Raw genomic sequence first — 24,658 nt, 5'->3', positions numbered from 1 at the left:
GGCCGGTAGAGCGGGTCAGTGGCGGCGGTGCGAGCGCGGGTTCCGGGAGTCGTCCTCGTCGTCGTGACGGGCGGCCTCGACCAGGCCGGCGATGCTGGCCGCGGCCACGACGCCGATAGCGGCCGACGGCTCGGGCGGGGCCGAGGGCCCGGCCTTCTTCTTGTGGCGGCGCTCGCGCACGATCTCGATCAGGATGGGCAGGATCGAGATCAGGACGATCAACGCCACGACCGGCAGGATGTAGCGGTCGATGTGATCGCCGATGGCGTCGTAGATCTGCTGGGCCAGCGTGTGGCCGACGATGATGATGCCGTCGGTCCAGAGGACCGCTCCGACGATGTTCCAGAGCAGGAACTTGCGGGCCGGCATGCCCAGTGTGCCCGCGACCGGGTTGAGGAACGTGCGCACGATCGGGATGAAGCGGGCCAGCACAACGGCCTTGGCGGGGCCGAATTTCTCGAAGTAGTACTCCGCCTTCTCGACGTACTCCTTCTTGAAGAGCTTCGAGTCCGGCCGGTCGAACATGCGCGTGCCGTAGCGCGCCCCCAGCCAGTGGCCGAGCTGGGCGCCGACGATGGCGCAGATCGGCGCGCCGATCAGCAGCCCGACGTACGACAGCTGGGTGCCGAAGATCGAGTCGGCCACCGGGGAGGCCGCCACGCCGGCCAGGAACAGCAGCGAGTCGCCGGGGAAGAAGAAACCGACCAGCAGACCCGTCTCGGCGAACATGATCGCCCAGACACCGACCACGCCGAAGGTTTGGAGCAGATCCTTCGGATCCAGGGGGTTGAAGGCGAGGGCGTCGCCGAGCGCGCGGACTGTCACGAGGAGCCAGGGTACGCCCAGATACCTATGTCTTTCGTTTCCGTTCGCTGTGCGCAGCTTTTCCATCCGAGAAGGGATGGCGGCCCCGGCGGGTGGTCCGGGGCCATCCGTCCAAACGCGCGCGACACCCACCCGAACGGCTCTGGACGACAGGCCGCGCAGCAGCTCAGAGGCGGGGGTCGACGGGCTCCGACTCGATGGCGAGGATCGCGAAGACGAGCTCGTGGATGCGCCAGAGCGGCGCCCCCTCGGACAGCCGGTCGAGCGCCGCGAGTCCCAGTCCGTGCTCGCGCAACGCCATGTTGCGCTTGCGGCCCAGGTTGCGCCGCCGCAGCCGGGTGAGCTGTTCCGGGCGGGTGTATTCCGGGCCGTAGATGATCCGCAGGTATTCGCGGCCACGGCACTTCACCCCCGGCTGGATCAACCGGCCCTTCTCGTCGACGGCCTTCAGACCCGTCCACGGCTTGACCACCATGCCCTCGCCGCCGGACGCGGTCAGCTCGAGCCACCACTGGGTCGCGGCGGCCTCGGAAGCCTGGTCGCCGAGCTCGACGATCATGCGGCGGGTCGGGGTGAACAGCGCCGGGTCGGCGGCCACCAGCTTGTCGGCCAGTGCGAGGTGCCAGCCGTGGTCGCGGTCGGCGTACGAGACACCGGCCCCGGCCAGCACGGCGAACGGGGCCAGCGTGACCCCGTCGAGCCCGTCCGTCGGCTTCACGTACGCGCGGTACGCCGCTGAGTAGCCGTCGATCTCGTCCGAGCGCAGGGACAGCTGCTTGCGCAGCCCGGAGACGTCGAGCCCACGCAGGGCGGCCCGGTCGACGACGTCGAGAGCGGCCGGCAGCGCAGCCCGGCCGGCGGCGCCGACCCCGGCGTAGCGCTCGCGGATCAGGCCCGCCGCCTTCGCGGACCACGGCAGCAGTTCGGCGTCGAGCAGCAACCAGTCGCTCGACAGCTCGTCGAAGAGCCCGCCGGCGGCGGCGCGCGCCCGGGTGAGCAACTGCTCGTCGAGCGCCGGGCCGAAGAACGGCCGGCCCGTCCGGGTCCAGATCGTGTCGCCCGCGCCGGAGCGGGACACCCGCACGATGGCGCGCGAGCCCATGTGCTTCTCTTCGCACACGACCCGCTCGGCGCCGGCCTGGCGGAGATCGTCGAACGCGGTTGCCGGGTGTTCGAGGTAGCCGTCGAGCGCCGACGTCGAACACGGGGCCATGGTCGGCGGCAGCCACACGAGCCTGGCCGGGTCGAGCGCGAACCGGCTCATCACCTCGAGCGCGGCGGCGGCATTCTCGGCGGCGACGGTCACTCGCCCGTACCCGTAATCGAGGTGCCGCCGCCCGGTCACGTCGGCGATGTCGAGGCCGTCGTCGGGCCGCTCCGCCGGCGCCAGCGGGCGTACGGGCGCGTAGTGCTCCCGCTCGGCCGGCACAGACACCAGCTCGCGCGACGGCCAGCGCAGCGCGGTCAGGGCGCCGCCGAAGACGCAACCGGTGTCGAGGCAGATCGTGTTGTTGATCCATTCCGGCTTCGGGGTGGGGGTGTGGCCGTAGACCACCGCGGCCGAGCCCCGGTAGTCCCGCGCCCACGGGTAGCGCACCGGCAGGCCGTACTCGTCGGTCTCGCCGGTTGTCTCGCCGTAGAGCGCGAAGCTGCGCACCCGGCCCGAGGCGCGTCCGTGGTACGCCTCTTTGAGGCCGGCGTGCGCGACCACCAGCCGGCCCTCGTCGAGCACGTAGTGGCTGACCAGGCCCTCGATGAACGCCTTGGCCGACGCCACGAACGAGTCGGGTTCCGCGGCGAGCTGCTCGAGTGTCTCGGGCAGGCCATGGGTGAGCTGCACGTTGCGGCCGTTGAGCTTGCGCGCCAGCTTCTGTTCGTGGTTGCCGGGCACGCACAGCGCGTGTCCGGCGGCGACCATGCCCATGACCAGGCGCAGCACACCCGGCGAGTCGGGGCCGCGGTCGACGAGGTCGCCGACGAAGATCGCGGTGCGACCCTCGGGCGGCACGGCGTCGATCGGGCGGGCGGATTCGTCGCGGACCAGGGTGTAGCCGAGCCGCTCGAGCAGGGTCTCGAGCTCGGCCCGGCAACCGTGCACGTCGCCGATGATGTCGAACGGCCCGGTCAGGTCGCGCTTGTCGTTGAAGAGCTTCTCGTAGCGGATCGCGGTGGCGGCGATCTCGTCGGGCCCGCGCAGCACGTGCACCTTGCGGAAGCCCTCGCGGGTCAGCGAGCCCAGGGATCGGCGCAGGTCACGATGCATGCGGGAAAGAACCTGGCGGCCGAAGTCGCGATCGGCCCGGGCCTCGGTGCGCTCCCAGGCCAGCGCCTCGGGCACGTCGAGGACGATCGCCACCGGCAGCACGTCGTGGTCGCGGGCGAGGCGCACCAGCGCGGCCCGGCCGTGCGGCTGGAGGTTGGTGGCGTCGACCACGGTGAGTCGACCGGCCGTGAGTCGCTTGCCCGCGACGTAGTGCAGCGCGTCGAACGCCTCGGCTGAGGCCGACTGGTCGTTCTCGTCGTCGGCGACCAGGCCCCGGAAATAGTCGGAGGAGAGCACCTGGGTGGGCCGGAAATGAGTGCGCGCGAAGGTCGACTTGCCCGAGCCGGAGATGCCGACCAGGGCGACGAGCGCGAGCTCGGGGATGTCGATCATGCGGTCACCTCCGACGGTGAAGCGGTGAAGAGCGCGAGCTGGGTGGGAGAGCCGGTGGTCTCGTCGACGTCGCCGACCCCGCGCACGGTAACCGAGTAGCCGTAGGTGCCGGCGACGCTGTGGGCCCACGCCGCGAACTCGGCCCGGCTCCATTCGAAGCGATGGTCGGAATGGCGCAGACCGGTCAGGCCGGGGTAGTTGACGTTGTATTCCGCGTTGGGTGTCGTCACGACGACGGCGCCGGGACGCGCGTGGCCGAAGACGCTCGCCTCGAGCGCCGGCAGCCGCGGCGGGTCGACGTGCTCGATGACCTCCATGAGCACGGCGGCGTCGTAGCCGCGCAGCCGGTCGTCCCGGTAGGTGAGCGCGGACTGCCGCAGCTTCAGGCGGTCGCGCTGCCGCTCGGGCATCCGGTCGAGGCGCAGCCTGCGGGCCGCGATCTCGAGCGCCCGGGCCGACACGTCGGCGCCGACGACCTCGGTGTAGCGCCGGTCTTTGAGTAGGGCGGTCAGCAGCGCGCCCCCGCCGCAGCCCAGGTCGAGCACGCGGGACGCGCCGACCTCGGCCAGCGCGGCGAGCACGGCGTCGCGGCGCCGATCGGCCAGCGACTGCTTGCGGTGTACGGGAAGCTCCGCGTCCTCCTCGGTCGGCGGTTCCTCGGCCTCTTCACCCTCGAGCATCTGCAGCGCCGTGGTGGTCAGGGCCCGCTTGTGCACCAGATAGCGGCGGGCGATCAGCACCCTTTCCGGGTGGGCGGCGAGCCAGCCGGCACCCGATCGCAGCAGCTTGTCGATCTCGTCGGGGGCCACCCAGTAGTGCTTGGCGTCGTCGAGGACGGGCAGCAGCACATAGAGGTGGTTGAGGGCCGCGGACAGTGTGAGCTCGCCGCTCAGCTCGAGGTCGACATAGTGGCTGTCGCCGCCCAGCACGGGCTCGAGCGGGATCGGGGTGGCCGTGACCGACCAGCCGAGCGGCTCGAACAGCCGGGTCGCGAGCTCGGTGGTGCCACGCAGCACCGGCACCCTGATCGTCAGCGGGAGCGGGGTGGCGACCAGTTCGGGGCGGTCTTTGGAGGCGCCGCGCAGCGCACTGCGGAAGACCTTGGCCAAGGCGCTGGCCAGCAGGCTGGACGCCGCGTAGGGGCGGTCGTTGACGAACTGGCCCAGGGCGAACGCGTCGTGCTGCGCGCGTAGCCGCTGCGGATCCACATCGAGCAGCAGGGCCGCCGTGCACCTTTCGTCGGTGGCCTCGGGATAGAGCACGTACGCCGTGCCGGTGGGCACGTCGAACCGGTGCACCCGGTCAGGATGCTTGACCAGCAGGTAGCCGAGGTCGGTGGCGGGCCGGTGGGTGGTCGTCACGGTGAGCAGCACGCCCTCGATGATGAGCGCTCATCGCGATCTCGGGCGACCTATTTGCGGACCAGTGGACGACTCCGGATCGGGGTCGTGCGGCCTGTGGACAACGGAATCGCCGGCCCGGGGAACTCAGCGATACTCGTCCTCGCCGCGCACCACCTGGCTCTGTTCCTGCGCATCCCACTCCGGTGTTTCGACGCTCAGTTCGGGAGGGTTCTGTGTCTGCTCCTCGTCCTCGCCGAAGGCGTCGGCTGACTGCTCGGCGGCGTCCTCGGCCGGCGTCTCCAAACCCGGGTCAGTCATCGTGGTCATCCCTCCTGTCGCGATCCGGCCCCACTTGCCCCCTCAGCATGCGCGCAAACCGGTCGCCGGGTACGCCGTACCACCAGCCCGATGCCGGCGGCGATCAGCACGAGGGCGGCCAGCGCGGTCCACCCCACGGCCGGCCCGGTGATCGGCAGCGCGACGGCGGCACAGGCCGCTCCGGCGACGTTCACCGACAGCGGGACGACCTTCCGGCCGCGGCCGATGATGCCGTCGTCGCCCGGCAGGATCTCGACCTGGCCGGGCGTCCCGCAATCGTCTTCCACCGTCACCAGGAAGGAGAAGTTCATCCGCTGCCCCGGCCCGAGATCCCGGTTCAGGTTGCAGTACCACTCATTCGCCTGCTCGCTTCGCGCGGCCGTGGTCGGGGGAGCGGCGGAGGGAAGGTCGAAGCCCACGGAATAACAGTCGGAGCCGGCATATTCCTCCACACCGACGTTGGTCGGAAGGCGCACGGCCACGCTGAGGCTGTTGTTCCGGAACAGGTCGGGCCGCATCGTCCCCGGCCCGAAGTTCATCAGCCCGGCCGTGAGCGTCCGGCGATCGTTGATGGCAGCGCTGAGCCGCGAGCCGATCGCGCTCAGGCTCGGTTTCCTCGTGCCGGTGACCGCGAACTCGATGGAGGCGAAATTGTCCTCGAGGCTCACGTCAACCTGGGGACTCGCGTCCTGGGCGGTGGCGAGCGGTCGAAGCGTGAGCGGCGCGCCGGTCCCCAGCGGGCCGGAATCACCCGGATCCGTCTCCGCCCACTCGGTCGGCGTGATCCACGCGAGTTCCACGGACGCGACGCTGCCCGGCACGGTGTCAGCCGGCGAGTGCAGGGTGACCGGGGCCGAGAGGGCATAGCGCCGTCCCGGTTCCAGCGTGGTGTCGAAGGTGCAGACCATGCCGAAGTAGTAGCGGCAGTTCCGATAGGACGACTGCCTCAGCAGGCGCGGGTGAGCGCTGAGGGCCAGCACCACGCCGGCGATCGCGGTCGCGCCGCCGTTGCGCACCGTCGGGGTGGTCCGCACCGACCGGCCCGGCGTCGCCTTCACGGTCTGTTCGCCGTCCGACACCAGGTCGACGCCCTCGCCGACCCGAATCACCGAGGTGCCGCCGGTGACGGGGCCGTCCCCGATCCGGGCGGCCATGGTGAGCACGGCGCGGTCGCCGGGCTTGGCCGTCGTCCGTGGCCTGACGGCCAACATGGCGGGGCTCTGGAACACCGTCTCCGAGGAGGGGGTCGAGGTCCACGAGCAAGTGACCGTGTCGTCCGTGCGGCGGCACGGCGTCGACGTGTCGCCGGGCTCCATGACGACCTCACCGCCCCCGGCGCTGGTCGTACCGAAACCCGGTTCGACGCTGACGTCCGCGAACTCGGTGGCGCCGCCCAGATCGACGGTCACCTCCAGGCGTACGAGAATGCCCGGCTCGGCGTTCGTACTGCGAACATCGACGACGGCGTAACGGGTGTTGCTGCCCGGAGCCAGAGTGATCGGCTGGACATGAGGTTCGAGGGTGGCCGTCGTGGGCGCCGCGGCGGCGGGCTGCAGCGGCAGCAGGACGAGAAGCAGCGCTACCGCAAGCGCCCGCGAGATCAATCGCATGGTCGGAGCGTAAGTCGCCCTCTATGTCCGATGAGCCGGTTTCCGCTGGACAGTTACGGGGTCATTTCCCAACGCCGAAGCCGCTACGGAATACTTGGCCGCTGGAGGACAGCGCGGTCCTGCCCTCTGTCTCCCGTAAAGCAACGAGCTAGGAGCGCACCGATGCCCATCGCTTCTCCCGAGGTCTACGCCGAGATGCTGGACCGCGCCAAGGCGGGCGCGTTCGCCTACCCCGCGATCAACGTGACGTCCTCGCAGACCCTCAACGCGGCGCTGCAGGGCTTTGCCGAGGCCGGCAGCGACGGCATCGTCCAGATCTCGACCGGCGGCGCCGAGTACGCGTCCGGCCCCACCGTCAAGAACATGATCACCGGTGCGGTCGCGCTCGCCGAGTACGCCACCGAGGTCGCCAAGAACTACCCGATCAACATCGCGCTGCACACCGACCACTGCCCGAAGAACAAGCTGGACTCCTACGTCCGCCCGCTGCTCGCGATCAGCAAGGAGCGCGTCGCCAACGGCCGCGCCCCGCTGTTCCAGTCGCACATGTGGGACGGCTCGGCCGTGCCGGTCGACGAGAACCTGCAGATCGCCGAGGAACTGCTGGCCGCGGCGGCTGCCGCGCACGTCATCCTCGAGATCGAGGTCGGCGTGGTCGGCGGCGAGGAGGACGGCGTCTCGGCCGCGATCGACGACAAGCTCTACTCGACCGTCGAGGACGGCCTGGCCACTGCGGCCGCCCTGGGCCTGGGCGAGAAGGGCCGCTACATGACGGCCCTGACCTTCGGCAACGTGCACGGCGTCTACAAGCCGGGCAACGTCAAGCTGCGTCCCGAGATCCTCAAGGAGATCCAGGAGGCGGTCGGCGCCAAGTACGGCAAGGAGAAGCCGTTCGACCTGGTCTTCCACGGTGGTTCGGGCTCGCTGCTGTCCGAGATCCACGGCGCCCTGGACTACGGCGTGGTCAAGATGAACATCGACACCGACACGCAGTACGCGTTCACCCGCCCGGTGGTCGACCACATGATGAAGAACTACGACGGCGTTCTGAAGATCGACGGCGAGGTCGGCAACAAGAAGGCGTACGACCCGCGCGCCTGGGGCAAGCTGGCCGAGAACGGCCTCGCGAAGCGTGTCGTCGAGGCGTGTGAGCACCTGCGCTCGGCGGGCACCACCCTCTCGAAGTAATCGAAAAGTAGTCGAACGATGACGGGCGGTTCCCCAGGAGGGGTGCCGCCCGTCTCCTCGTGTTGCCGGGTTACTCAGAGGTATGTATACGATCGTTCCTCCCTTGAGAGGAGGACCAAGATCGTGCTCGGCATCGAGGGATACGAACCCCAGTGGCACCATGATGCCGAGGCATTGGCGGCGGTCCACCGGACGAGATTCGTGCGGCTCATCGGGCGCAAGCTGCGGTCGAGCTGGCTGATGTGGGATGTCGCCGAGCGCGGCTGGTTCGCGGACGGCCCGGTGATCCTGGACTTCGGCACCACACACGTCGAAATCACTCATCGCAAATTCGACGAATGCGCCATCACCTGGGACCAGATCGATCTGAACGTCCCGATCGACTGGTACGAGCACTTCGACTGGCGCCCCGACCCGCACGCCGCCCTGCGCAGCGCCCGCGGCAGCATTCTGCGTGCCGTCAACATCATCGAGCTGGTGACCGTGGCCGAGTGGCGGCCCCGGGTGTTGCACGCTGTCGAGTTCCTCTTCGAGGACGCGCGGCTGGCCATCTTCAACGCGATGGACGAGAACGGCATCACCGACGTGCCGGAGAACGAACTACCCGTGACCAATTGGCGGCGTGTGCATGTGGCCTGAGCCGGCCGCCAGGGCAGCCATCGCCTCGTCGAGCGAGTCGGTGACGACCACGAGGTTCGACTGATCACCGTGCGGGCTCCGGGCCAGCAGTGGACGCAACAGCTCCTCGACCGGTAGCTGCTTCCAGTGGTCGACGCCGAGGAAGACGAAGGCGCCCGACGGTCCGTCGGTCTGGTAGAAGGTCTTCGTCGCGGCCTGGAAGATCTCTTGCACAGTGCCGGCCCAGCCGGGCGCGAACACGATGCCGCCGCGCGACAGGCGCAGGATCGAGTCCTCCCGTACAGCGTTGGAGAAGTACTTTCCGATCTGACCGGCGAAGAGGTTGGCGGGCTCGTGGCCGTAGAGCCAGGTTGGCAGGGCCAGTCCGCCGTGCAGCAGCCGCCCGACCACGTCGCTCACCGGCGTCGCGGGCGCCGGGAACTTGGTGCGGACAGCGAGCGCGACCGCGGTGTACGGGTCGTGGTCGGCGAAATGCGGCGCCACCGACAGCATCTCGATCGCCGACGCCAGCTCGGAAGCGGGACGGGTCGAGAAGTACGCGCCCAGGTTGGCCGCCTCCATGACGCCGGGCCCGCCGCCGGTCACCACCAGCCGGCCGACCGAGGCCAGCCGCCACGACAGGGTGGCCGCCATCCGGTACGCGGCCGACCCGCGTGGCGCCGCGTGCCCGCCCATGATGCCGACCGCTCCGGCCCGCCCCCGCGCCTGCACCCACGCGGCCAGCGCCTTGCCCAGCGCGTTGTCGATGCCGGCGTCGTGAAGCCGCTGGGCGATCGCCTCGCGGATGTCCGGCGCTGCGTGACCGTGCGCCACGAAGTGGTCGTAGACCAGCGTGTCGTACATGCCGGCGAAGCCCTCGGTGGCGAAACCGAACGACAGGTCCTCCGGCGTGTAGAGGTTGGCCGGATGCGTCGGGTAGGGCCGCGCGTCGAACGGCGGGATCAGGTGGGCCCCGCGCCGGATCAGGTCGATCTCGACGTCGTCGTTCTCGAGCCGGCAGCCCACGAACAGCGCCCCACGCACGTCGACGTCGGCGAGATCGGGCGGGTCGAGGTCGAGCCGCAGGCCGAGGATCACCAGGTCGGCCAGCGACTTGGCCGCCAGGTGAACGTCGAGCTCGGCCCGGGATTCGATCTCGGTCGCGGTGGCGTCGAACGGGACGGGTCCACCGAGTACGGGCTGTAGAGGGTCGCCGGGCATGACCGTAGGGTAGTCATTGTGCAAAAGGTCGCGGGATCGCTCTTCGGGCTGGCGTACGGGGACGCGCTGGGCAAGCCCACCGAGTTTCAGGACTACGCGACGATCGTCGCCACCTACGGCCCCCGCGGCCCGCGGCAGCTGACCGGCAACCCGGCGCTGGTCACCGACGACACGCAGATGGCGCTGGCAGTCGGCGAAGCGATGCTGGAAGCGCCCGCGATCACGCCGGCGGCGATGGAGCCGCTGCTGCGTGCCCACTTCCTCGCCTGGGCCAAGAGCCCCGACAACAATCGCGCCCCGGGCATGACCTGCCTGAGAGCGTGTGCCGCCCTCAGCGAGAACACGAAGTGGCAGCATGCGACCGTAGCCGGATCGAAGGGCTGCGGCGCCAACATGCGCGTCACTCCTGTCGGGCTGCACCCCGGCCTCGACGAGGACCAGCGCGCCGGCCTGGCCCAACTGCAGGCCGGCCTCACCCACGGTCACCCGACCGGGCTCGCCGCGAGCGAACTCACCGCTTATGCCTGTTGGTGGCTGGCCGGGGGCCGCAAACCCGGTGACCTGCTGGACGCGTTGCGAGAGCGGGCCGACAGCCAGCGCACGGTCTACCGCGAGGCGTGGCTCGGCGATCTGTGGCAGGAGTCGGGGGCCGGCAGTCCGGAGCAGTTCATCGCCCAGGGCTGGGACGAGACGGCAGCTGCCCTCGACCGGGTCGGCGTCGCTCTGCGGGCCGGAGACTTCGACGGCGACCCGTGCCTGGCCACCGGCGAGGGCTGGATCGCCGAGGAGGCGCTGGCGACCGCGCTGTACTGCTACCTGATCTCGCCCGACGAGCCGGTGGCCGTGCTGGGCCGGGGCGCCGCGTCGTCCGGCGACTCCGACTCGATCGCCTGCCTGGCCGGGGCTTTCGCCGGCGCCGCACTCGGCCTCGAGGCCTGGCCGGCGCCGTGGCGCGAGCAGATCGAGTACGCCGACCGGCTCGCCCGGGTCGCCGCGGCCTGGGACTGAGAAGGGCCCGGCCGGAACGGACCGCGAATCCGGGGTGATCTTTCGGTGCCCCGGCGGAATGCCTGGTCCGCGGGCCGGTTGAATTAGGTCATGCAGAATCTGCTCCCCGAGCCTCCGGCTACCCTGCTCCCCGCCGACACCGAGGCCGACAAGGCCTTCGCGGAAGCGACCGCGACGGGCACGACAGAGGCCCTCAAGTCCGTTGCCGCGGATCACCCGACCTACAGCGCGGCCTGGGCCGCCCTCGCGGCCGGTTCCCTGGCTGACGGCGACCCGGTCACCGCGTACGCCTTCGCCCGCACCGGCTATCACCGCGGCCTCGACGCCCTGCGCCGCAACGGCTGGAAGGGCCACGGCCCGATCCCCTGGTCGCACGGGCCCAACCAGGGCTTCCTGCGCTGTCTCTACTCGCTCTCGCAGGCCGCGGCCGAGATCGGCGAGGCCGACGAGGCAGCCCGTTGCGCCCAGTTCCTGCGGGACAGCGACCCCGCTGCCGCCGACGCCCTGAGCTGAGCCTCTACAGACCTTCCGCTACGGCCGCCGCGATCTTCAGCCAGGCATCCTTGGTGTGGCTGGAGAGGTGGCCGTAGCGGATCGGCTCGCCGGAGTCGATCAACTTCTCGTACGGGGCCAGCAGCACCGCCCTCGTGCGGGCCGCGAAGTGCCGCTGGATGGCCGGCAGGTCGATGTCCTTGCGGGTCGGCGGCATCGACACCACGCTGACCGCCTGTCGCACGAGACGCTGCCGTCCGCTCTGCTCGAGGTGGTCGAGCATCCGCGCCGCGGTCTCGGCCGAATCGTTGCGGGCCGACATGGTGATCACCAGTTGGTCGGTGGCGTCCATGGCCGCCTGCCAGTTCTGCGCGCGCACGTTGTTGCCGGTGTCCACGAAGATCAGCTTGTAGAACCGGCTCACGATCTCGCGGATCTCACCGAACGCGTCGGCCGTCAGCATCTCGCCCGCGGTGGCCGACTCGTCCGAGGCGAGCACGTCGAACATGCCCTCGCCCTGGGCCCGCACATATTGCGACAGGTCACCCACGCGCCCCTGCGAGCCGCGGAACAGATGCAGGTCACGCATCATGTCGCGCACCGTACGGGCGTGGAAGTCCTGCTGGGCGCGCATGCCGAGGGTGCCCTGGGTCTCGTTGTTGTCCCAGGCCAGCACGTAGCCGCCGCGCTTCTGCCCGAACGTCATGGCCAGCAGCAGCACGGCCACGGTCTTGCCGGCGCCGCCCTTGGGGTTGACCACGGTGACCTGCCGGAGCCCGCCGAAGTTGCGGCGGACCATCTCGACGTCCTGTTTGTACTCCTGCTCGCGCTTGCCCGGAGCCAGCTTGACCAGGCCCATCGTGCCCTTGCGGAGCATCGCCCGGGGCCCCTGGGTGGCCACCGGGTCGGCCGGCTTGGCCATGCGGCGGCGGGCGAACTCCTCGGCGGTGGGCGTGCCGTCGGAGACCCAGGGCAGATCTTGGAACGGATCGGTCGAGGGCTGGGCCGGCGCGGGCGGCTGCGGATGGGGCACGGCTGCCTGCGGCGGCTGCGGATGGGGCACAGCGGCCTGCGGCGGCATTGCGGGTGGCTGGGGATGCGGCATGGCTGCCTGCGGCGGGATCGCGCGCGGGTCGATGCTGGGCGGATACGGACCGGGCATTTGCCGAGGCGCGGTGGGCGGGGCCGGCGGCGCTTGCGGGGGTACGGCGGCAGCACCGTGAGCTTGCGGCGGCGGGGCGGCCGGGCGATAGATCGCGCCGTTGGCCGCTTCCCCCGCCTCGGGCCGGCTCGCCGGAGGCTGTTCGGGCGCGACCGGAACCGAGGCGCGCGCGGGCGCGGGCGGCTGGGCCTCGGGGGCCGGCGCCGACCGCTGCGGAGGCTGTGACCAAGGCGAGTCGGGGGAGGTGTGCACACCGGACTCGTCGCCCCCGAAGACCGGCGACACCGGCACCGGCGACTCGGGAGCGGGCGCCGACGGCTCGAGATTGGGCCAGGCCTGGGTGGGCGGCGGCGCGGGCCGCGGGGCCGGCACCTGGATGTTCGCCGGCGGGGGCACCGGAACAGCGACGGGCGGCGGCACCGGAATGCGCTCGCCCGGCCGGTAGACCCCGGGAGCCCCGTTCGGCGGTTGCGGCAGCGGGACGGGCGGCGGGGCCTCGTGCGGCACAGGCCGGCCGTGCACCGGCGCTTCCAGCTCCTCCGCCGCCCAGAACGGTTCGACATCCCGGTCGGGCGGTGTGGGGTTGTTGGCCGAACCCGGGACGTAAACGCGGTCAGCGTCGTCGTCCTCCACCGATGCCACGGATGCGACCCTCCCCGGATGCCGTCCGAAATCTGCTACTCCAGAGTCACACAGTAGGTCAGCTCGCGTACACCGCCCAGGCCCCGGCCTCGGTCCACCACGAGCGCTTGCGGTTCATCGCGCCGCCGACCCCGTCGTCGAGGAACTGGATCTCGCCGTCGCGGGGGAGCACCGAGACCGCGCGGCCGCGCGCCCGGCGCACTTCGACGCGCATCTTCGTGCCGCGGAACCGCTGCTTGACGATGGACGGCACGGCCACCGCGACCTCGACCTGACCGTCCACCGCATCGCCCTCGGCCAGCAGTCGCAGGCCGGCGAACTCGGCGTAGCCGGCGCTGTTGCCGATCGCGCAGGCGAGAATCGGCTCCTCGCCGTCGGACAACACCGCGTCGTCGACCTCGACCCGGCCCCGCCACGGCACCGCGTGCCCGTTGTCGTCCATGCCGCCGACCAGGGCACCATCCACCGTGACCGATCCGCCGTCGTTGCGCAGCAGGTCGAGGCGCCGCACCGAGCCGCTCAGGACGGCCGCGGCCACCTGCCCGGGGGTGCGGGGCAGGCCCAGTTGCGCCGCGAGGTCGGTGGTGTCACCCGCGTCGAGCGGCAGGATCGCCAGCGCCGGCAGGTCGGGTACGGTGCGGCCCGTGGGCAGGTCGCCGGGGCGTTTACTGGGCGGGGGAGCGTACCGCCGGACCAGCCGCCGCACGACGGCGCGCAACTGACCGTCGGTCGCCGAGGCCACCACCAGGCGAACCTTGCTGTCGGGGTCGGGCCAGGTCAGGCCGTCGGGCCGGGCCGGGCCGTCGAACCGGGCCAGCACCTCGTCGATCTCTTGATCGGAAGCGGCGGTGACCGTCTCGACGCGGGCCCCGGCCGCGGTGAGCGCGTCGGCGCACCGCAACACCGGAACCCGCGGCGTGCAGGCTGTCGCGGGCGCGCAGCCACCGCACTCGGCGCCGCACGCGCCCCCGCCGGAACCCTGACCCTCGGCCAGGCTGAGCAGGACCACGTCGTACACGTCAGGCTCCACTCAGGACCGAGTGCCGCTCGATGACCTGGTCGCGCGCGGGGCCGACGCCGACCACCGAGATGCGGGCGCGGATGCGCTCCTCGACGAAGACGACGAAGTCCTGCGCCTCCTTGGGCAGGTCGTCGAACGAGCGGGCGCCCATGATGCTCTGCTTCCAGCCCGGCATCGTCTCGAAGATCGGGACGGCGTGGTGGAAGTCGGACTGGCTGATCGGCATCTCGTCGTGGCGGACGCCGTTCACCTCGTACGCGACACAGACGGGGATCTCGTCGAGGTCGTCGTAATTGTCCAGTTTGGTGAGAACGAAGTCGGTGACGCCGTTGATCCGCTGGGCGTAGCGGGCCATCACCAGGTCGAGCCAGCCGATGCGGCGCGGGCGGCCGGTCGTCGTGCCGTACTCCTGACCGACCTCGCGCAGGTGGTCGCCGAACTTGTCGTGCAGTTCGGTGGGGAACGGGCCCTCGCCGACGCGGGAGGTGAACGCCTTGAGCACAGCGACCACCCGGTCGATGCGGGTGGGTGGGATGCCGGAACCGGTGCAGGCGCCCCCGGCCGTCGCGTTCGAGCTGGTCACGAACGGGTAGGTGCCGTGGTCGACGTCGAGCAGCGTGGCCTGCCCGGCCTCGCACAGCACGACCTTGCCGGCGTCCAGCGCCTCGGAGAGCTCGAGGGCGGTGTCACCGACGTAGGGGCGCAGGCGTTCCACGTACGACAGAAGCTCGTTGACCACGTCGTCCGGCTTGACCGCCTGGCGGTTGTAGATCTTCGCGAGGATCTGGTTCTTGAAGGAGAGGGCCGCCTCGACCTTCTGCCGCAGGATCGACTCGTCGAAGAGGTCTTGCACGCGGACGCCGACGCGGTTCATCTTGTCGGCGTAGGTCGGGCCGATGCCACGACCGGTGGTGCCGATCCGCCGCGCGCCCAGGTAACGCTCGCTGACCTTGTCGAGCGAGCGGTTGTACGACGGAATGACGTGCGCGTTCGCGCTGATGCGCAGCCGCGACGTGTCGATGCCGCGCGATTCCAGACCGTCGATCTCCTGGAACAGCACGTTGAGGTCGATCACCACGCCGTTGCCGATCACCGGGACGACGCCCGGCGAAAGGATGCCGCTCGGCAGCAGGTGCAGGGCGTACTTCTCGCCCTCGATCACCACAGTGTGACCGGCGTTGTTTCCGCCGTTGAACTTCACCACGTAGTCGAGCCGGTCGCCCAGCAGGTCAGTGGCTTTGCCCTTGCCCTCGTCGCCCCATTGGGCGCCGACCAACACGATCACCGGCACTTGCTTGACGCCTTCCGTCGGACAGCTCGTACTCGGCAGAGGTCCGGGTACTGCCGAAGTTTACGCGACTGCCCTGCTGTGCGACGTGGGGAAGCGGCCCGCCGGTAGGATCGCCGGTCGTGCGCGTACTTCTGATCGGTTCCGGCGGGCGCGAGCATGCCCTCGCCGTCGGCCTCGCTGCCGACCCCTCCGTCGACTTCCTCGCCGCCGCCCCCGGCAACCCCGGCATCGCCCAGGTCGCCGAGCTGCACGAGGTGAAGGCGACCGATCCGGCCGCGGTGGCGGCGCTCGCCGTCGAGCTCGCCGCCGACCTGGTCGTCGTCGGGCCCGAGGCGCCGCTGGTGGCCGGGGTGGCCGACGCCGTGCGGGCGAAGGGCATCGCCTGCTTCGGCCCGAGTGCGGCGGCGGCCCAGCTCGAGGGGTCGAAGCAGTTCGCCAAGGAGGTGATGGCCGCGGCCGGCGTGCCGACCGCCCGGTCGTACGCGTGCACCTCGCAGGATCAGGTCAGGCGGGCGCTCGACGACCTCGGCGTCCCGTACGTGGTCAAGAACGACGGGCTCGCCGCGGGCAAGGGTGTGGTGGTGACCGACGACCGCGCCGAGGCCGAGCGGCACGCGGCCGAGTGCGGCCGGGTCGTGATCGAGGAATACCTGCCCGGCCCCGAGGTCTCGCTGTTCGTGGTCACCGACGGCACGGCGGCCGTCCCGTTGATGCCCGCCCAGGACTTCAAGCGCCTGGCCGACGGCGACGAGGGGCCCAACACGGGCGGCATGGGCGCGTACGCCCCGCTCACCTGGGCGCCCGCCGACCTGGTGCCGCGTGTGCTGGCCGAGACCGTGGAGCCGACGCTGGCCGAGATGCGCCGCCGCGGCACCCCGTTCGCCGGGCTGCTCTACGTCGGGCTCGCCCTGACCCCCGACGGCCCCAAGGTCATCGAGTTCAACGCCCGCTTCGGCGACCCCGAGACCCAGGTCGTGCTGGCGCTGCTCGAGACGCCGCTGGCCGGCTTGCTGAACGCGGCCGCCACCGGCGCTCTGGCCCAGTTCCCGCCGCTGCGCTGGCTCGACGGCGCGGCGATCACCGTCGTGGTGGCCAGCCGGAACTATCCCGGCACGCCGCGGACCGGCGACGTGATCGAAGGCGCCGAGGTGCCCGGTGTCATCCACGCCGGCACGGCCCGCCGCGACGACGGCGCCCTGATCTCGGCCGGCGGCCGCGTGCTCAGCGTGACCGCCACCGGCCCCGACCTGGCCTCGGCCCGCGACGCGGCCTACACCCTGGTCGACAGCGTGCGCCTCGACGGCTCTCAGTTCCGCCGGGACATCGCGCTGGGCGCGGTCGAGGGCCGCATCTCTCTGTAGCGGAACAAATCTCTCTGTAGCGGAACAATCCGACCGAGAGCCGGAGCACTCGGGCCGAGCCGACCAGCACGCCGCGCAGACAGACAGCCAGCCTCGGGCCGGCCCCGCCTCCCGACCGGTTGAGCCTCACCGGCCGGGAGATCTGCTCTGGGCGTCAGGCCTTCGGGATGTCGAAGAGCTTGGCCACGTTGGCCGCCAGGCCCAGGTCGCCCTTGGCCTTGATCTTGCCGGTCATGAACATCATCATCGGGTTGCCGTCGCCCGAGACGACCTTGAGGAACGTCACCGGGTCCATGGTCATGGCCAGCTTGGGCTCACGGACCGGCTGGCTGGTGACCGTGCAGGCGCCGTTCTCGATCACCGTCTCGTAGGTGTCGCTCGCGCCGCCCGCGCCACCGGTGATGATCCAGTGGATGACCGCAGTGGTGTTGCCGGCCTTCTCGGGGCGGAACAGGGCGGGCATCCGATTGAAGACCTCGTCGAGGATCTTGGCGCGCGAGTCGCCGGCCATCACCTCGGCCAGCTTGGCATCCGGCGTCGCCTTGACGAGCTGTGCGAACTCCTTCGGCCCGATATCGGCGAGCGAGTCCGGGTTGAAATCAGTCATCGGTGGAGACCTTTCAGGCTGAGTCGACCTACTCGTCGGTAACTTTAACGGCAAAGCCGCTTGCCCGTGCAGTGTGCCACTCCCAAACAAGCATTGGACAGTCGGCATGCCGCGTCCTAGACTCCCAAACATGCCTTTGGGAGATGAGGCGGCAGCGCTCCGGGCGCTGGCCCACCCGGTTCGCCTTCGCATCCTGTCGTTGCTCACCAGCACCCCGCTCACCGCGGCCGAGGTGGCCCGCGAGCTCGGGCTCACCCACGCCAACGCGAGCTACCACCTGCGCAACCTGCACTCGGCCGGCGTCGTCGAGGCCGCCGGCGAGGAGAAGATCCGTGGGGGCATCGCCAAGCGCTATCGATACGATCCCGCTCGCGACCTTGCGCCCGAGTCCGCGGACGAGAAAGAGGCGCTGTACACCGCGCTCGCCCACGAGCTCCTCCGGCGCGTCGCGCAGGGCCGTTGGTCGGCGGCGGCCGGACCACCCGCGCCGGCTCTGCTGGGGGACGGCGAGTTCTGGATCGATCCCGTTAAATGGCGGGAGCTGCACGGCACGATCGCCGGCGCGGTGCGCGAGTTGCATGAAGCGGCTCAGTCTCCGTACACCCCCGGCACCATCCGCACCAGCACGACAGTCGCGATGTTCGAGATGGAGTCACCCTCATGAGTGCCGCCCTGGCGCCGCTTCGTATTCCGGCCTTCCGGCTGCTCATCAGCGGTCGCACGATCAACGCGCTCGGCAACTCGTTCGCGCCGATCGCGCTCGCCTTCGCCGTCCTCGACCTGACCGGCTCGGCCACCGACCTGGGCCTTGTGGTCGGCGCCCGCACCCTGGTCAACGTCATCTTCCTGCTGTTCGGCGGGGTGCTCGCCGACCGGCTGCCCAAACACCTGCTGATGGTCGGGGCCAGCCTGGCCGCCTTCGCGACGCAGGCGGTCGTCGCCGCTCTGGTGCTCACCGGCACGGCCACCGTTCCGCTGCTCATCGTGATCTCCGCGCTCAACGGCATGGTCGGCGCGCTCGCCCTGCCCGCGACCTCGTCGATCCTGCCCCAGATCGTTCCGGCCGATATCCGCCAGCAGGCCAACGGACTCAACCGGGTCGCGCTCAACACGGCCGCCGTGCTGGGCGCGCCGCTGGCCGGCATCGTGGTGGCCGCGACCAACCCGGGCTGGGGCATCGCTGTCGACTCGGCCACCTTCCTGGTCAGCGCCGTGCTCTTCGCCTTCCTGCGGGTGCCACCACCGGCGAAGGCCGAGCCCGCGCCCGGCGTCATCGGCGACGAGCAGACCCCGGGCAAGGCGGCGGTCGAGCCGTCCCGGCCCAACATCTTCGCCGACCTGCGTACGGGGTGGACCGAGTTCCGCTCGCGCACGTGGCTCTGGGTCGTGGTGGCCGGCTTCTGCGTGCTCAACGCGGCCTGGAGCGGCTCGCTGTTCGTGCTGGGGCCGGTCGTCGCCGACGAGGCGATCGGGCGCCGCGCGTGGGGCCTGGTTCTGGCGGCCGAGACGCTCGGCATGATCGTCGGTGCGCTGCTGGCGATCCGGCTGCGGATGCGGCGGCTGCTGTTCTTCGGCGTGTTCAGCACCCTGTTCATGTCGCTGCCGGTCGTGATTCTCGGCGTCTATCCGCACCTGTGGCTGCTGATCGCGGGCGCGCTGGTGGCGGGCCTGATGGTCGAGCAGTTCGGCATCGCGTGGGAGACGACGATGCAGGAGCACATCCCGGCCGACAAACTCGCCCGCGTGTACTCGTACGACATGGTCGGCTCTTTCGTCGCGATCCCGGTCGGCCAGATGGCGGTGGGCCCGATCGCACAGGCCGTGGGGATCGAGTCGACGCTGGTCGGCGCGGCCGTGCTGATGACCGCCGCGGTGATCTTCATGCTGCTGAGCCGTGACGTGCGCACCTTGCCGCACAAGGTGCCGGAGCCCGAACCCGTTGCCGTGAAACAATCGGTGCCGTGACCATCCCGAACGTCCTCGCCGCTCGTTACGCCTCGACCGACCTGGTGTCCCTGTGGTCGCCCGAGGAAAAGATCCGCATGGAGCGCCGGCTCTGGCTGGCCGTGCTCAAGGCTCAGCGCGACCTCGGTGTGGCCGTGCCCGAGGGCGCCGTCGAGGCCTACGAGTCGGTGCTCGACCAGGTCGACCTGGGCTCGATCGCGGCCCGCGAGCGGGTGACCCGGCACGATGTGAAGGCCCGCATCGAAGAGTTCAGCGCGCTCGCCGGCTTCGAGCAGATCCACAAGGGAATGACGTCGCGCGACCTGACCGAGAACGTGGAGCAGCTCCAGATCAAGGCGTCGCTCGAGCTGATCCGGTCCCGCGTGATCGCCGCGCTGGCCCGGCTCACCGAACGCGCCGTCGAATACTCCGACCTGGTGATGACCGGCCGCTCGCACAACGTCGCCGCGCAGGCGACCACGCTCGGCAAGCGGTTCGCCTCGGCGGCCGAAGAGCTTCTCATCGCGTACGAGCGTCTCGACGACCTGATCGGCCGGTACCCGCTGCGGGGCATCAAGGGCCCGGTCGGCACCGCCGCCGACCAGCTCGACCTGCTCGACGGCGACTTCGACGCGCTCGGCTCCCTCGAGCAGCGCGTCGCCGGCCACCTGGGTTTCGAGCGCGTGCTCAGCAGCGTCGGCCAGGTCTACCCGCGCTCACTCGACTTCGACGTGGTCTCCGCGCTGGCCCAGATCGTCGCCGGCCCGTCCTCGCTGGCCACCACGATCCGCCTGATGGTCGGCCAGGAACTGGTGACCGAGGGCTTCAAGCAAGGCCAGGTCGGCTCGTCGGCGATGCCGCACAAGATGAACACGCGCTCGTCCGAGCGGGTCAACGGGCTCGCCGTGATCGTCCGCGGCTACCTGTCGATGGTCGGCGAACTGGCCGGCGACCAGTGGAACGAGGGCGACGTCTCCTGTTCGGTGGTCCGCCGGGTCGCCCTGCCGGACGCGTTCTTCGCCACCGACGGCCTGTTCCAGACGTTTCTCACGGTGCTCGACGAGTTCGGCGCCTACCCCGCGGTGATCGCCCGCGAGCTCGACCGGTTCCTGCCGTTCCTGGCGACGACCAAGATTCTGGTCGCGGCCGTGCGCAAGGGCGTCGGCCGTGAGGTCGCCCACGAGGTGATCAAGGAGCACGCCGTCGCGGTCGCGCTGGCCATGCGCGAGAAGGGCGCCACGGTCAACGACCTGTTCGACCGGCTCGCCGCCGACGGCCGTCTCGCCCTGACCCGGGCCGAGATCGACACGCTGGTCGCCGACCGCGCCGCTTTCGTGGGCGCCGCCCCCTCGCAGGTGCGGGCCGTGGCCGACCGGGTCGCCACGATCGTCGCGGCGCACCCGGACGCCGCGAAGTACGCGCCGGCGCCGATTCTGTAAGAGCTGTGCCGCTGGGGCACGGCGGAGACAAGAGTCACGCCGCGCCCCGGCGGAATCCTGAGCCGGCCGGCAGTGGGGCGACCGCCGCCCGGTCTGATGGAGATCGATGAGCCGACCGTAGGGCCGGCCGTTCCGGCCGCCAACAATCCAGTTGGCCCCTATCACCGTGTGATGACCCGCCGGTGCTTGAAGTTTTGATCGAGCGGTGGCAGAGATCACCCGGGAGTTGGCTGCTCAGCGGCCCCGGCGTCGCGTGCGCGACACCGGCCGAGAATTCCGTGACGTGGTTCGCAAGGTAGGCTCAACGTGCTTACACCTATCAGTCAGGAGTGCCCGTGGCTCGCGTCGTGGTCGACGTCATGCTCAAGCCGGAGATCCTCGATCCGCAGGGCCAGGCGGTCGCGAATGCGCTGCCCAGGCTCGGCGTCACCGATGTCTCGTCCGTCCGCATCGGCCGGCGGATCGAGATCGAGTTCGCCGGTGCGCCCGACCTGGATCGGGCTCGCGAGATCGCCGACAAGCTGCTCGCCAACCCGGTGATCGAAGACTTCACCATCCACGTCCACGAGGACGCCACGGCGGAGGTCGCCTGACCATGCGCATCGGTGTGGTCACCTTCCCGGGTTCGCTCGACGACGGGGACGCGGCCCGCGCCGCGCGTATCGCCGGCGCCGACGTCGTCCGCCTCTGGCACGGCGATTCCGATCTGCACGGCGTCGACGCCGTGGTCCTGCCCGGCGGCTTCTCCTACGGCGATGCCCTGCGGTGCGGCGCCATCGCCCGGTTCGCCCCCGCGATGGATTCGATCATCGACGCGGCGCGGGGCGGGCTGCCGGTGCTCGGCATCTGCAACGGCTTCCAGATCCTCTGCGAGGCGCACCTGCTTCCCGGCGCGCTGACCCGCAACCAGCACCTGCACTTCCGCAACCGCGACCAGTTCCTGCGCGTCGAATCGACGAACACCGCCTGGACCAACTCCTTCACCGCGGGACAAGAGATCCTGATCCCGGTGAAGAACGGCGAGGGCTGCTACGTCGCCGACGAGCGTACGCTCGACCAGCTCGAGGCCGAGGGCCGCGTGGTCGCGCGCTACATCCGCGGAAACCCGAACGGTTCGCAGCGCGACATCGCCGCGATCACCAACGAGGCCGGCAACGTCGTCGGCATCATGCCGCATCCGGAACACGCGGTGGAGGCGCTGACCGGTCCGTCCCTCGACGGCCTCGGTTTCTTCACTTCTGTCCTGCGGGCCCTGGCCGGGTCAGCGGGAGTGAACGCAGGGGGACACCAGTAATGACGACGCAGCCGGACACGTCCGCCCCGCCGAAGCAGACGGGCTTTGCGGCGACCGACGTGCTGGTCAACGAGTTCGACGGCGGGCCGGACACCGTTCAGCGAGCCAACACCACGCCCGAGGAGCTGCAGCCGCACACCGAGCTGGGCCTCAAGGACGACGAGTACGACCGGATCCGGCAGATCCTCGGCCGCCGGCCCACCGCCTCCGAACTCGCCATGTACTCGATCATGTGGAGCGAGCACTGCTCCTACAAGTCGAGCAAGGTGCACCTGCGCCAGTTCGGTGACAAGGCGCCGCGCGGCACCCGCATGCTGGCCGGCATCGGCGAGAACGCGGGCGTCGTCCAGATCTCCGACGACATCGCCGTCACCTTCAAGGTCGAGTCGCACAACCACCCCAGCTTCGTCGAGCCCTATCAGGGCGCGGCCACCGGCGTGGGCGGCATCGTGCGGGACATCCTCGCCATGGGCGCCCGCCCGATCGCGGTGATGGACCCGCTGCGCTTCGGCGCGGCCGACCACCCCGACACCGCTCGGGTGCTGCCCGGCGTGGTCGCCGGCATCGGCGGTTACGGCAACTGCCTGGGCCTGCCCAACATCGGCGGCGAGATCGTCTTCGACCCCACCTATCAGGGCAATCCGCTGGTCAACGCGCTCAGCATCGGTGTGCTGCCGGTCGAGCGCCTGCAGCACAAAGAGGCTGCGGGCGTCGGCAACATCGTCGTGCTGCTCGGTGCCCGCACCGGTCGCGACGGCATCGGCGGCGTCTCCGTGCTGGCGTCGGCCACCTTCGACGAGGGCGCCGAACAGCGCCGCCCGTCGGTGCAGGTCGGCGACCCGTTCATGGAGAAGCTGCTGATCGAGAGCTGCCTCGAGCTCTACGACGCCGGCCTCGTGGCGGGCATCCAGGACCTCGGCGGCGCCGGCCTCACCTGCGCGCTCACCGAGACCGCAGCCGCTGCCGGCACCGGCATGCGGGTGTGGCTCGAGCGGGTGCCGCTGCGTGAGGCGTCCATGTCGCCGACCGAGATCCTGGCCAGCGAGTCGCAGGAGCGCATGCTCTTGATCGTCACGCCGGAGAACCTCGCGGCCGTGCTCGGCGTGGCCGAGAAGTGGGGCGTCTGGGCCACCGCGATCGGCGAGGTCACCCCGGCCGGCGAGGACGGTTCGCCGGGCCGCCTGGTGATCAGCTGGAACGACCACGTCGTGGTGGACGTGCCGCCGGGCTCGCTCGCCGACGACGGCCCGGTCTACGCCCGCCCGATCCGTGAGCCGGCCGACCTCATACTGCTTCAGGCCGACAAGGCGGAGACGTTGCCCCGGCCCGCGACCGGCGACGAGCTGCGCGAGACGGTGCTGCGCATGATCGCCTCACCGAACCTGTGCGACAAGACCTGGGTCACCGAGCAGTACGACCGCTACGTGCTCGGCAACACCGTGCTGGCTCAGCCGGAAGACTCGGGCGTGCTGCGCATCGACGAGCGGACCGGCCTCGGTGTCGCGCTGTCGGTCGACGGCAACGGCCGCTTCGCCCGCCTCGACCCGTACGAGGGCGCCCGGCTCGCGCTGGCCGAGGCGTACCGCAACGTCGGCGTCACCGGCGCCGAGCCGATCGCCGTCACCGACTGCCTGAACTTCGGCTCGCCGGAGGACCCGGCCGTGATGTGGCAGTTCGCCGAGGCCGTACGCGGTCTGGCCGACGGCTGCCAGCAACTGGGCACCCCGGTGACCGGCGGCAACGTCAGCTTCTACAACCAGACCGGCGCCGCCGCGATCCACCCCACCCCGGTGGTCGGCGTGCTGGGCCTGTTCGACGATGTCGCCCGGCGCATCCCGATGGGCTTCAAGACCCCGACCGGCGACGGTGACCTGCTCTTCCTGCTCGGCGAGACGACGACCGAGCTCTCCGGGTCGGAGTGGGCGTGGGTCACCCACGGCCACCTCGGCGGCCGGCCGCCCAAGGTCGACCTCGAGCACGAACGCAGGCTGGCCCAGCTGATGGCCCGGGCCTCGCGGACCGGACTGGTCAGCGCGGCCCACGACCTGTCGGACGGCGGTCTTTCCCAGGCTCTGGTCGAGAGCTGCCTGCGCTACAACGTGGGCGCTCAGGTCACGTTGGCGGCCGACTCCTTCGTGCAGCTCTTCAGCGAGTCGGCCGGTCGTGTGCTGGTCGCCGTGCCGCGCGGGCACGACAAGGCGTTCGCGGGCCTGGCTGCCGAGTTCGGCATCCCGTGCACCCCGATCGGCATCACCTCGGCCGAGCCCGTGCTCGAGGTGCGCGACCAGTTCAGCCTGCCGCTCGACGAGGCTCGCGAGGCCCACGAGGGCACGTTGCCGCGACTGTTCGGCGGCGCCGCCGAGCTGGCCAACCGGCACGGCGACCCGGAGCACGCGGCCGACCCGACCGCGCCCGCGAGCCCCGACCGGGGTGACGACGTGCTGGTCACCGCGGCGGCCGGCGCGGCCATGGAGTCGGCGGCCCCGATCGAGGCGGACGGCATTCCGGCCGCCGCCGTGGCCGAGGTCAAGGAGCCGTCGCCCAACGACGACGCTTCCTGACCCCGGCAGTCAGGCACAAAGAAAGCCGGCCAGCGAATCCGCTGGCCGGCTTTCTTG

Annotated in this window: 21 protein-coding genes; 11 read left to right on the top strand and 10 right to left on the bottom strand. The window is 70.7% G+C overall.

Annotation, left to right across the window (positions count from 1 at the left end):
• Positions 1-15: 15 nt before the first annotated feature.
• The 5 genes from LXN57_RS29440 to LXN57_RS29420 all read right to left on the bottom strand — a co-directional run bounded on the left by LXN57_RS29440 (position 16) and on the right by LXN57_RS29420 (position 6,752).
• A complete protein-coding gene (locus tag LXN57_RS29440) occupies positions 16-825 on the bottom strand; it encodes a DedA family protein (protein ID WP_251801463.1) in 810 nt (269 codons plus the stop codon).
• Between the two features lie 166 nt (positions 826-991).
• Entirely contained in the window at positions 992-3,481 is a 2,490-nt protein-coding gene (locus LXN57_RS29435) for a polynucleotide kinase-phosphatase (protein ID WP_251801462.1), read from the bottom strand.
• Entirely contained in the window at positions 3,478-4,854 is a 1,377-nt protein-coding gene (locus tag LXN57_RS29430; RefSeq protein ID WP_251801461.1) for a 3' terminal RNA ribose 2'-O-methyltransferase Hen1, read from the bottom strand. The genes LXN57_RS29435 and LXN57_RS29430 overlap by 4 nt, the downstream gene beginning before the upstream one ends.
• Before the next feature lie 114 nt (positions 4,855-4,968).
• Positions 4,969-5,142: a hypothetical protein gene (locus tag LXN57_RS29425; protein WP_251801460.1), complete on the bottom strand. Its 174-nt coding sequence runs from the start codon at positions 5,140-5,142 to the stop codon at positions 4,969-4,971.
• Between the two features lie 5 nt (positions 5,143-5,147).
• Positions 5,148-6,752: a hypothetical protein gene (locus LXN57_RS29420; RefSeq protein WP_251801459.1), complete on the bottom strand. Its 1,605-nt coding sequence runs from the start codon at positions 6,750-6,752 to the stop codon at positions 5,148-5,150.
• A gap of 162 nt (positions 6,753-6,914) precedes the next feature.
• On the opposite strand from LXN57_RS29420, the gene fbaA reads away from it, so the two are divergent.
• Entirely contained in the window at positions 6,915-7,940 is a 1,026-nt protein-coding gene (fbaA, locus tag LXN57_RS29415) for a class II fructose-bisphosphate aldolase (protein ID WP_251801458.1), read from the top strand.
• A 123-nt stretch (positions 7,941-8,063) separates the two neighbouring features.
• Entirely contained in the window at positions 8,064-8,579 is a 516-nt protein-coding gene (locus LXN57_RS29410) for a hypothetical protein (RefSeq protein ID WP_251801457.1), read from the top strand.
• On the opposite strand, the gene LXN57_RS29405 is transcribed toward LXN57_RS29410, so the two are convergent.
• Complete coding sequence (locus LXN57_RS29405) at positions 8,541-9,779, bottom strand: LOG family protein (protein WP_251801456.1); 1,239 nt, start codon at positions 9,777-9,779, stop codon at positions 8,541-8,543. The two genes, LXN57_RS29410 and LXN57_RS29405, sit on opposite strands and share 39 nt — an antisense overlap.
• Before the next feature lie 18 nt (positions 9,780-9,797).
• On the opposite strand from LXN57_RS29405, the gene LXN57_RS29400 reads away from it, so the two are divergent.
• Together LXN57_RS29400 and LXN57_RS29395 are read left to right on the top strand one after the other, a co-directional pair.
• Positions 9,798-10,787, top strand: a complete 990-nt coding sequence (locus LXN57_RS29400) for an ADP-ribosylglycohydrolase family protein (RefSeq protein ID WP_251801455.1) — start codon at positions 9,798-9,800, stop codon at positions 10,785-10,787.
• A 90-nt stretch (positions 10,788-10,877) separates the two neighbouring features.
• The gene (locus LXN57_RS29395; RefSeq protein ID WP_221380832.1) at positions 10,878-11,300 is read left to right on the top strand and encodes a DUF3151 domain-containing protein; all 423 of its coding nucleotides are present in this window, start codon (positions 10,878-10,880) and stop codon (positions 11,298-11,300) included.
• Positions 11,301-11,304: 4 nt separating this feature from the next.
• On the opposite strand, the gene LXN57_RS29390 is transcribed toward LXN57_RS29395, so the two are convergent.
• The 3 genes from LXN57_RS29390 to LXN57_RS29380 all read right to left on the bottom strand — a co-directional run bounded on the left by LXN57_RS29390 (position 11,305) and on the right by LXN57_RS29380 (position 15,395).
• On the bottom strand, positions 11,305-13,074 hold the full coding sequence (locus LXN57_RS29390) for a chromosome partitioning protein (RefSeq protein ID WP_251801556.1): 1,770 nt from the start codon (positions 13,072-13,074) through the stop codon (positions 11,305-11,307).
• Between the two features lie 67 nt (positions 13,075-13,141).
• Positions 13,142-14,101 (bottom strand): diacylglycerol kinase family protein, encoded by a 960-nt coding sequence (locus tag LXN57_RS29385; RefSeq protein ID WP_251801454.1) that lies wholly within the window; start codon positions 14,099-14,101, stop codon positions 13,142-13,144.
• A gap of 1 nt (position 14,102) precedes the next feature.
• Positions 14,103-15,395: an adenylosuccinate synthase gene (locus LXN57_RS29380; RefSeq protein ID WP_251801453.1), complete on the bottom strand. Its 1,293-nt coding sequence runs from the start codon at positions 15,393-15,395 to the stop codon at positions 14,103-14,105.
• Positions 15,396-15,514: 119 nt separating this feature from the next.
• Here LXN57_RS29380 and purD point away from each other — a divergent pair, with 119 nt between their 5' ends.
• On the top strand, positions 15,515-16,756 hold the full coding sequence (purD, locus tag LXN57_RS29375) for a phosphoribosylamine--glycine ligase (RefSeq protein WP_251801452.1): 1,242 nt from the start codon (positions 15,515-15,517) through the stop codon (positions 16,754-16,756).
• 154 nt (positions 16,757-16,910) lie between these two features.
• Here the strand turns inward: purD and LXN57_RS29370 are convergent, their stop codons facing one another.
• Complete coding sequence (locus LXN57_RS29370) at positions 16,911-17,363, bottom strand: SCP2 sterol-binding domain-containing protein (protein ID WP_251801451.1); 453 nt, start codon at positions 17,361-17,363, stop codon at positions 16,911-16,913.
• A gap of 130 nt (positions 17,364-17,493) precedes the next feature.
• On the opposite strand from LXN57_RS29370, the gene LXN57_RS29365 reads away from it, so the two are divergent.
• From LXN57_RS29365 to purL, 6 genes are all read left to right on the top strand, one after another.
• Positions 17,494-18,027 (top strand): ArsR/SmtB family transcription factor, encoded by a 534-nt coding sequence (locus LXN57_RS29365; protein ID WP_251801450.1) that lies wholly within the window; start codon positions 17,494-17,496, stop codon positions 18,025-18,027.
• Entirely contained in the window at positions 18,024-19,328 is a 1,305-nt protein-coding gene (locus LXN57_RS29360) for an MFS transporter (RefSeq protein WP_251801449.1), read from the top strand. Before LXN57_RS29365 ends, LXN57_RS29360 begins: the two co-directional genes overlap by 4 nt.
• Positions 19,325-20,746, top strand: coding sequence for an adenylosuccinate lyase (gene purB / locus LXN57_RS29355; protein WP_251801448.1), 1,422 nt, complete (start codon positions 19,325-19,327; stop codon positions 20,744-20,746). The genes LXN57_RS29360 and purB overlap by 4 nt, the downstream gene beginning before the upstream one ends.
• Before the next feature lie 335 nt (positions 20,747-21,081).
• Entirely contained in the window at positions 21,082-21,339 is a 258-nt protein-coding gene (gene purS / locus LXN57_RS29350; RefSeq protein ID WP_221380825.1) for a phosphoribosylformylglycinamidine synthase subunit PurS, read from the top strand.
• Positions 21,336-22,040, top strand: coding sequence for a phosphoribosylformylglycinamidine synthase subunit PurQ (gene purQ / locus LXN57_RS29345; protein ID WP_251801555.1), 705 nt, complete (start codon positions 21,336-21,338; stop codon positions 22,038-22,040). The genes purS and purQ overlap by 4 nt, the downstream gene beginning before the upstream one ends.
• Positions 22,040-24,601: a phosphoribosylformylglycinamidine synthase subunit PurL gene (gene purL, locus LXN57_RS29340; protein WP_251801447.1), complete on the top strand. Its 2,562-nt coding sequence runs from the start codon at positions 22,040-22,042 to the stop codon at positions 24,599-24,601. The genes purQ and purL overlap by 1 nt, the downstream gene beginning before the upstream one ends.
• Positions 24,602-24,658: the final 57 nt, after the last annotated feature.

It is taken from the genome of Paractinoplanes hotanensis, assembly GCF_023717965.1.
GTDB lineage: Bacteria > Actinomycetota > Actinomycetes > Mycobacteriales > Micromonosporaceae > Actinoplanes > Actinoplanes polyasparticus.
This window is presented reverse-complemented; position numbering and strand designations above follow the sequence as displayed.